6 protein-coding genes are annotated in these 7713 nt (G+C 43.2%); all 6 read right to left on the reverse strand.

Features of this window, described 5'->3' with window-relative positions; translation table 11 throughout:
- Window positions 1-21: 21 nt before the first annotated feature.
- Complete coding sequence (locus WKT10_RS15080; protein WP_002594221.1) at window positions 22-318, reverse strand: hypothetical protein; 297 nt, start codon at window positions 316-318, stop codon at window positions 22-24.
- Window positions 319-474: 156 nt separating this feature from the next.
- Complete coding sequence (locus tag WKT10_RS15085; protein WP_002594222.1) at window positions 475-1215, reverse strand: hypothetical protein; 741 nt, start codon at window positions 1213-1215, stop codon at window positions 475-477.
- 68 nt (window positions 1216-1283) lie between these two features.
- Window positions 1284-3401, reverse strand: a complete 2118-nt coding sequence (locus WKT10_RS15090) for a DNA topoisomerase 3 (RefSeq protein ID WP_002594223.1) — start codon at window positions 3399-3401, stop codon at window positions 1284-1286.
- A gap of 2 nt (window positions 3402-3403) precedes the next feature.
- Window positions 3404-5158, reverse strand: coding sequence for a CD1107 family mobile element protein (locus WKT10_RS15095; protein WP_002594224.1), 1755 nt, complete (start codon window positions 5156-5158; stop codon window positions 3404-3406).
- Window positions 5133-5396: a DUF4315 family protein gene (locus WKT10_RS15100; RefSeq protein WP_002594225.1), complete on the reverse strand. Its 264-nt coding sequence runs from the start codon at window positions 5394-5396 to the stop codon at window positions 5133-5135. The genes WKT10_RS15095 and WKT10_RS15100 overlap by 26 nt, the downstream gene beginning before the upstream one ends.
- Before the next feature lie 18 nt (window positions 5397-5414).
- Window positions 5415-7713 (reverse strand): CD1108 family mobile element protein (locus WKT10_RS15105; RefSeq protein WP_340277961.1); only part of this gene is annotated, 2299 nt, incomplete at its 5' end.

Below are 7713 nucleotides of genomic sequence, written 5' to 3' on the forward strand. Positions count from 1 at the left end.
CCTTTATTTCCCGTTACATTCCTATTCTGTTGTACCAAAGCTGAAAGTCTTACTCTCAGCCGCTTTCTTAGGCGTAAACCTTGCCTTAACTTCCGCAACCCTCCCCTCTAACGCCTGAAACATCACATCTACCTGTTCCTGTGTATATTCGTAGGAACCTCGATTTGCAAGATTCTCCAGTCTGCCAATAGCATCAACCGCCTTATTCATGCGGTACTCGCCAATACGGATAAACTTCTCCGCCTTTGTCTCATTTTCCTTTGCTGCAGGTTCACCCTGCATTTCCTCTGTAGTCATTGTTACATTTGTTTCTTCCATGTGATTTCCCTCCATTTTTGATAAAAAAAGAGAGCGTACAGTTTTCCCATACGCTCTAACGCTGTGTTGTTATTAAATTGTATGTGGTATACTGTCGTACCGCTAAATTAAATTTCTCGACATCCACAAATAGAGAATTGTCTATTACATTTCCCATTATAGTTGATTTTCTAATTCGTCGAGAATGAATTTTTGTGAAATAGATGAAATCATTTCTACAACTTCCATAACAAAGTTCCTCATAAATTCTCTATAACAAATCACAATTTCACCCTTATATAACACTATGAATAACTTCTCTTTATTGCTACCTTCTTTATACTCATCATACTCAAGTTTAATATTAGTTTGATGTACGATTTGATCTCTTAATGATCTTCCTCTCTCGCTACCACAGAGTAAACGAAAAGCATGTGTATCAAGTTTATCTATTTCACAAAGATATGATTTTAAATAAATAAATTTATCATTTTCATCCTTCAATATTTTCTTTGTGAATTTATTGAAACTATCATTTCTTTCATGAAAAGCTATACAATGAAAAATAGTAGCTACTACATCTAATGCATTTCTTGCAAAAAGGATTGTACTTTCAGTATGATAAAGCAATGTTGTTTCATCATCTCCAAAAAGGCAAGGCATTTCCATGTTCTGTGAGACTTCAAATTCATTTAAATTTTCAATAGCACATTTTTCTGCAAACAACATCATTTTGATTTTCTGATGACATATTACTGCTTTCTCTTTTAAATTGATTTTAGTTTCTGTATCTATACTGGTATTATGTTCAATAAGATTAAATAGATCATAACCTATTTGTATTTTTGGTATGATATCACCATAGTCCGATGTCAACTTCAAATCAAGTGATACAAGTTCATTTCTGTCTAACCACATTAAGTATTTCTCCTTAACTTTACAAATTCCGATACTTTCCCCACTATACCACAATCACAGCTACATTCCTACCCTTGCTTTCCTGCCTTTTGAGAAAATTCCATCTTAAACTTATACTGGAATCCCTTGATTTCTTTTCCATCCTTCGTATAGGAAAACTCCTCTATGCTCTCCGGAATCAAATAAGCATCATAGCTGCCTTTCTTGCCTTTTAATCCTTTTACAAGTATCTTTTTCCCTTGAAGCAGGCTCTTGACCTGTGTATCGGAAAGTGTTACCCCAAGTGCCTTGCCGACATTCATACCGCACTTCCCGGTACAGTACGCTCCGAATTTTCCCTTGACTACATCGGCACCGCACTTCGGGCATTTGCCTAGCACTTCCTGTTCACCCTTGCCTGTGCCAAACATGGCTTTCTGCTCATCACTAACGCTGTGATAGGTCTTTACAAGATCAGTTACCATTGCTTCAATACCAGACATAAACTGCTCTGCAGCAACTTCTCCTTTGGATACAAGTGTAAGCTCATTTTCCCAGTCAGCAGTCAGTTTCGGAGATTTTACTACATCCGGAAGTATCGTGATCAGCTTCATTCCGTCCTCTGTCGGAATCATCTGCTTTTTCTCACGCTTTACGAATCCGTCTTTTACCAGTTTTTCAATAATGTCAGCTCTGGTGGCAGGTGTGCCAAGTCCTTTTCTCTCCACTTCGTCACCCATATCTTCTGCTCCGGCTCGCTCCATGGCAGACAGTAAGCTGTCCTCGGTGTAATGTTTCGGTGGCTGTGTGAAATGCTCGGAAACTCTTGTCTGCTCCACTGCAATCGTCATGCCCTCACGAAGCTCCGGCAGCTTCTTTTCTTCCTCTGCATCCGATTTATCCTCTGCGGTTTTATAGGAATTTTTGAAGAAATCCTCAAATTCCTTCCATCCATTTTTCCACACTTCCTTGCCGGATACCTTAAATACAGTATTGTTGCAGGTAATCACTGCCTTTGTGGAATTATAAATGTGCTTCTCCCCGGTCGCACACAGCAGACGGTTTGCACAAAGGGAAAGTATCTTCATTTCGCTCTCCGGGATTGCCTTTAAGTCCTGCTTGATGATCTCCATGGTAGGAATGATTGCGTGGTGGTCCGTCACTTTCTTGCTGTTCAAAATTCTTTTAATATCTGGATTGAACATGATATTCTGCTCAAATAACAGAGAATTGAAAATCGCTTCGATCACATTTTTTGCAGTACCTTCCATGTCATCGGAAAGATACTGGCTGTCTGTTCTTGGATAAGTTACTAACTTTTTCTCATAAAGGCTCTGCGTATATTCCAATGTCTGCTTGGCAGTAAAACCAAACAGACGGTTTGCATCCCTTTGGAGTGTTGTAAGGTCATAGAGCTTCGGCGGTGCTACCCACTTTTCTTCCTTTACCACGGAAGTGACAAGAGCCTGTCCGTTTTCACAGGCTCCTGCAATCCTCTCTGCTTCCGTTTTATCACTGATATGCTCTGATACCGCATCCAGACCATTTCCCATGATGTGAGCCATATAATAGGCTTCTTTCTTGAAATTCATGATTTTACTTTCACGATCCACCAGCATGGCAAGTGTCGGTGTCTGCACTCTGCCAACCTTCAATGCCTTACCGCCATATAATACCGTAAAAAGTCTTGTCCCATTGATACCCACAAGCCAGTCTGCTTCCTGCCTGCATAATGCTGAATGATACAAGTTATCATAGTCGCTGCCTGGGCGAAGATTATGGAAGCCGTCACGGATAGCACTTTCCTCCATGGAAGAAATCCATAACCGCTTCATCGGTTTTCTGCACCCTGCCATGTTGTAGGTCAGGCGAAAGATCAGCTCACCCTCCCTTCCAGCATCGGTAGCACATACAACGGCATCTACCCTGTCATCATGCATGAGCTTTTTCAAAATCTGATACTGTGCTTTTGTATCACTTTTCACTTCATGCTGCCATTCCTGCGGAATGATCGGAAGGCTCTCATAGCTCCATTTCTTCCATGCTTCCTCATAGCTTTCCGGCTGTGCCAGTTCTACCAGATGTCCCACACACCATGATACCAGATACTCATTGCCTTCCAAATATCCGTCCTTACGCTGTGTGGCACCAAGAACCGCCGCAATGCTCTGTGCCACACTCGGCTTCTCTGCAATTACAAGCTCCATCTCTATTCCTCCCCATCTTCTTCGTTATTCTCGTTGTTGTTATCTTCATTGTCATTCTCGTCTGTGTCTACTGATTCTGTATCATCACCACCATTTATGAATGCTTCGTCGGAATCCTGCTCGGTTTCTTCCTCGTCCTCATAATCGTAGTCCTCGTCAAGCTCGTCCTCATCTTCATCCTCATCAATGAAGTTTTCCTTTTTCTTCTTGGATTTCACAACATATACCACTCCGATCACAGCTACCGCAGCAATGCCCATTAAAATATATGTAAAGCCGGAACCATCTGCCTTTGCGGTATCCTCTTTCGGCTCACTTGTATCTTCCGTGCTATCTTCGGTGCTGTCCTCAACACTTTCTGCTCCCTGTGTTTTCTCTCCTGTGGTATCAGCATTATTGTTTGATAATGCGCTGTCTTTGGTAGGGATTGCAGATTCCAATGCCGCTGAATTTTTCGGAAGTGTCTCGCTGTTATCCGTTGTGGTATTCAGCAGGTCGTTTTCACTGACTTCTGTAAGGAAATACACCTTTTCATCTTCCCCATCACGATCAATCACAAGATAAAATACCTTTTCTGATGCAGTCTGGATTGTGTAAAATTCCTTGCCTTTTTCAGAAGTCTGACTGTCACTGCTCTGGTCTGCATCCTTAGAAGTATCTCCCGTACTTGGAGATTGCTTTGCTGTTGCGGAACTGCTTGAATTTGTTCCACTGCCTGTCTGGGAAACTGTATTTCCATTCACATCCGTTTTTGTATGTTCTGTGACCTGTGCGGTTGCAGAGCTAGGTTTGGTTGCCGACGCATCCACTGGGAGCTGCTGTGCCGGATCTTTTTCATTGCTGTCCTTATTCTCCGGATCGGTGTAATACGGATTGGCTGTTTTATAGATTTCAGAGGTATTTCCTGCATTATCCATGGCAGAAATCGTGAAATACTGATACCCTGCATCGAACTGTTGCAGACGGATATTCAAGGCTCCATTCGTATGCTCTGTAAACTCATAGCCATTGACATAGATTGCCTTGATACCGGAATCCGTATCATGTGCCTGAATGCTCAAAAGACCGTCGCTGACTGCCGCATTTAAGGTAGGCTTGGTAAAATCAAAACACTTGATATAACGGTTTTTCTCGTAGGTCTTGCCCTTCTGGTCTGTGACCTGCACATAAATGGTGCTGTTCTCGGAAATCTCTATGTACATATCCTCGGTAATATCTGTCCAGCTTCCATTCTGTCCGACTTTTGCCTTTACTGTCCGAATGGTAAAATTGCCGGATGCAATAGTATCCTCCACCTTGACTGTTACTTTCGTGGTATCGTTATGCCACCCAGAAGGTGTATTGATTGTAATTTTTACGCTCGGATTGATATAAGCACATTCCTTATAATCCTTTGCACACACCTCACAATCCTCATCCACCGCATACTGACTGCATTTTTCCTTGCAGGTGCATTTTGCGGAAGGCTGTGTTTCCTCGGTTGTGCCTTCTGTGGAATTTTCCGTTGTATTCTCTGTGGACTGCTCTGTGTGATTTTCTCCACTACCGGAACTGTCCTTGTTATCATTACCGGACGCTGTGCTTTCTGCACTGCTTTCCTCTGCCGCACTTTCTGTTTTCTGCTCTGCTGTATCCTCCGCATGAACCTCCACAGTATTTGCCCTGTTTGCAAAAAATGCCCCAATCGGCATACAAAAAAGTATTGCCGACAGTATCAGGGACATTAGTGCCTTAACGGATAACTTCTTCATTTTCATTGGTCGAATCCTCCTTTTCCTGTTCCCGTTTCTGTAATAAATTTCTGACTTCATCCTCACTGAGCTTATTAAGCATCTGCAATCGCTCGGATGAGATTTTATATTTCCGTATGATCTTCATGGCTTCGGCATCCTCCGCCATCTGTTTCTGCTCTGCAAGGTCTTTTTCCTTTGCCTGTAGCTGTGCTATCTGTTCTCTGACCTTTTTAAGCTGTGCATTGATTCTTTCTACTGACAACTGATCTTCCTCCCTTCGCTAATTTAATCTTCCAAAACCATAAAAATGGCTCTGCCAGTAAGAGGTATTGATTGAGGTATACTGGATTGGATCACCACAATGCACCATCGTACCGTTTCCACAATAAATACCAACATGCGTGACGGTTCGCCCTGCATTATAAGTTTTTGTAAAAAATATGAGATCTCCTGCCTTTGCTTCCGATGCGGATACCGAAGTACACTGGTCATAAATGCCCTGTGCTGTGGTTCTTGGCAGGTTATGTACGCCGCTGTTTGAAAATACCCAGCATACAAAACCGGAACAGTCAAAACTTGCCGGAGCTGTGCCGCCAAAAGTATATGGCATTCCCAGATACCTGTTTGCTTCCCGCATAAGCGTCTGCACCGTTGCATCGTCATAGGACTCCGGTGGTATCACATTGCCGGTTCCTCCTCCGGTGCCGCCCGGTGTTTCCCCATAAATGGTCTGCTCTCCTGCCTCAAAATAAAATAACGGGTTATAATACTCCCCGTTATACAGACATTCGATATGAAGGTGGCTTCCGGTACTGCTTCCTGTATTTCCGCTTTTGCCTATATCGTCACCCTTTTTGACACTCTGTCCTGCGGACACATTTAAGCTGTCCATGTGGGCATATTTTGTGGTATATCCCTTACTGTCCGTAATCACCACATAATTCCCATAATAGGAATCGTAAGCCGCTTCCATAACCGTTCCGTCATGCGCCGCATAGACAACTGTACCTGTCGGCACTGCAATGTCCACGCCCCTGTGAAGCTCCTCTGCTCCGGTGTTCGGATTCTTCCGGTATCCATAATAACTGCTGATATAGTAGTACCAGTAGTAATCCACGGGTGTTCCAAATACCTGTAACCCGCCTTTTGTCTCCGTGTAGGCGGCAAAGATTTCTGCCTGTTCCGTATCCATGCGTCCGGCAATAATGCTCTCAAGAGGTGTGACCGTTAAAGTGACTCGAAGGATTGTTACGATATATTCTTCTTCCTCCTCATACTCGTATTCCTCGGTACTGATGCTTCCATCTGCATTTGTAACTGTTCTGGTTCCGGTCTTTGTGACTGTCCTTGTCCGTGTCTCCTCCACTTCCTCAGTAGTAAGGGAATACATGGCATCAAATAATTCCTGAATTTCACTCTCCATTTCTGCGGCAGTAAATTCCGTATGGACTGCGGAAAGATAACTGATCAGTGTATATGGATCATGCCCGATTGCACCAAGGTTATAATCGTATTCATCATATCCCGGGTAATCAGTTTCAATCCGGTCAATCTTGTTTTGCAGCTCCATTTCCTTTTCTGTAAAAGATAAATCTGCTGCATCAATCTCTGCCGGAAGGCTAAGATATGTGCTTGCCATCGTTGTTGTCACAGTTCCGGTAAACATGGAACCGCAGCTTGATAATGCCGACATGATCATAATAAGCAGAAGAGCAAAAATACCCACTGTGATAATCAGTGTTTTATTTTTTGTGGCAATCTCCTGTAACTTCTTTGCAATCCCGGTTGCGGCATTGGCTGTCTTTGTAAATGTTTCCTTTGCAGTCTTGGCTTCTGCTCCTGCCCGCCTTGCCTTGGCATACTCACGCTTGATGCGCTGTTTCTGTAGCTGCCTTTGTAACTGTTTCTTTGGACTGTTGCCCTTTAGATGTGGATTTTCACTAATGAATTTCTCATACTCCAGCTTCATATCTGCTGTGACCTGCTTTTTCTGCAATCGCTCTAGGCGGTCACGCTTTCTCTGTGCCTTGCTCTTGCGGTGATACTTCATATAGTGATAAATGTCCTCGGCACGCTGTTCCGTCTTGTGTGCACCCTCAACCGCAGAATTGTCCTTTTCTGTTTCTGCAATCTTACGATGCACAAAATACATATTTTCCGTTTGCAGCTTATGAACCGCAGTCTTTCCCAGACCATCCTGCTTAAATGGCTTCTCCACATCCACCGGAACAACGATATATTTTGCTTTTCCGTTCTGTTCATCAAAGACACGTTTCATCTCATACTGCCGCTTTTTCGGCATCTTGTCCTTTGCTTTCTGCAACTTCTGACGACTCTTTTCCGACTTATCAAAAGCCTTCTGTACTTTTTTGTCGGTAAATTCTTCCTCCTGCCCCTGCGAAAATGTGGCATCCTTTGTCTGGAAATCTCCATAATCGGACTGCTTTGTATTTTCTGACTTCGCACGCTCTCTGTGTGCGTGTTCTCTCTGCACACGCCCTTTGTGATATTTTCCTTTTTCCTCAGACCGTTGGAAGGTATCCCTGACATGAACCTTGTTTTCTATCGTGCTGTCAGAA

The organism is Enterocloster sp. HCN-30185 (assembly GCF_037890305.1).
Taxonomy (GTDB): Bacteria; Bacillota; Clostridia; order Lachnospirales; family Lachnospiraceae; genus Enterocloster.

Bases quoted from the DNA above. Each gene is read 5' to 3' on its own strand.
- WKT10_RS15095 (WP_002594224.1), bottom strand. From the start codon at position 5,158: ATGAAAATGAAGAAGTTATCCGTTAAGGCACTAATGTCCCTGATACTG.
- WKT10_RS15085 (WP_002594222.1), bottom strand. From the start codon at position 1,215: ATGTGGTTAGACAGAAATGAACTTGTATCACTTGATTTGAAGTTGACA.
- WKT10_RS15090 (WP_002594223.1), bottom strand. From the start codon at position 3,401: ATGGAGCTTGTAATTGCAGAGAAGCCGAGTGTGGCACAGAGCATTGCG.
- WKT10_RS15080 (WP_002594221.1), bottom strand. From the start codon at position 318: ATGGAAGAAACAAATGTAACAATGACTACAGAGGAAATGCAGGGTGAA.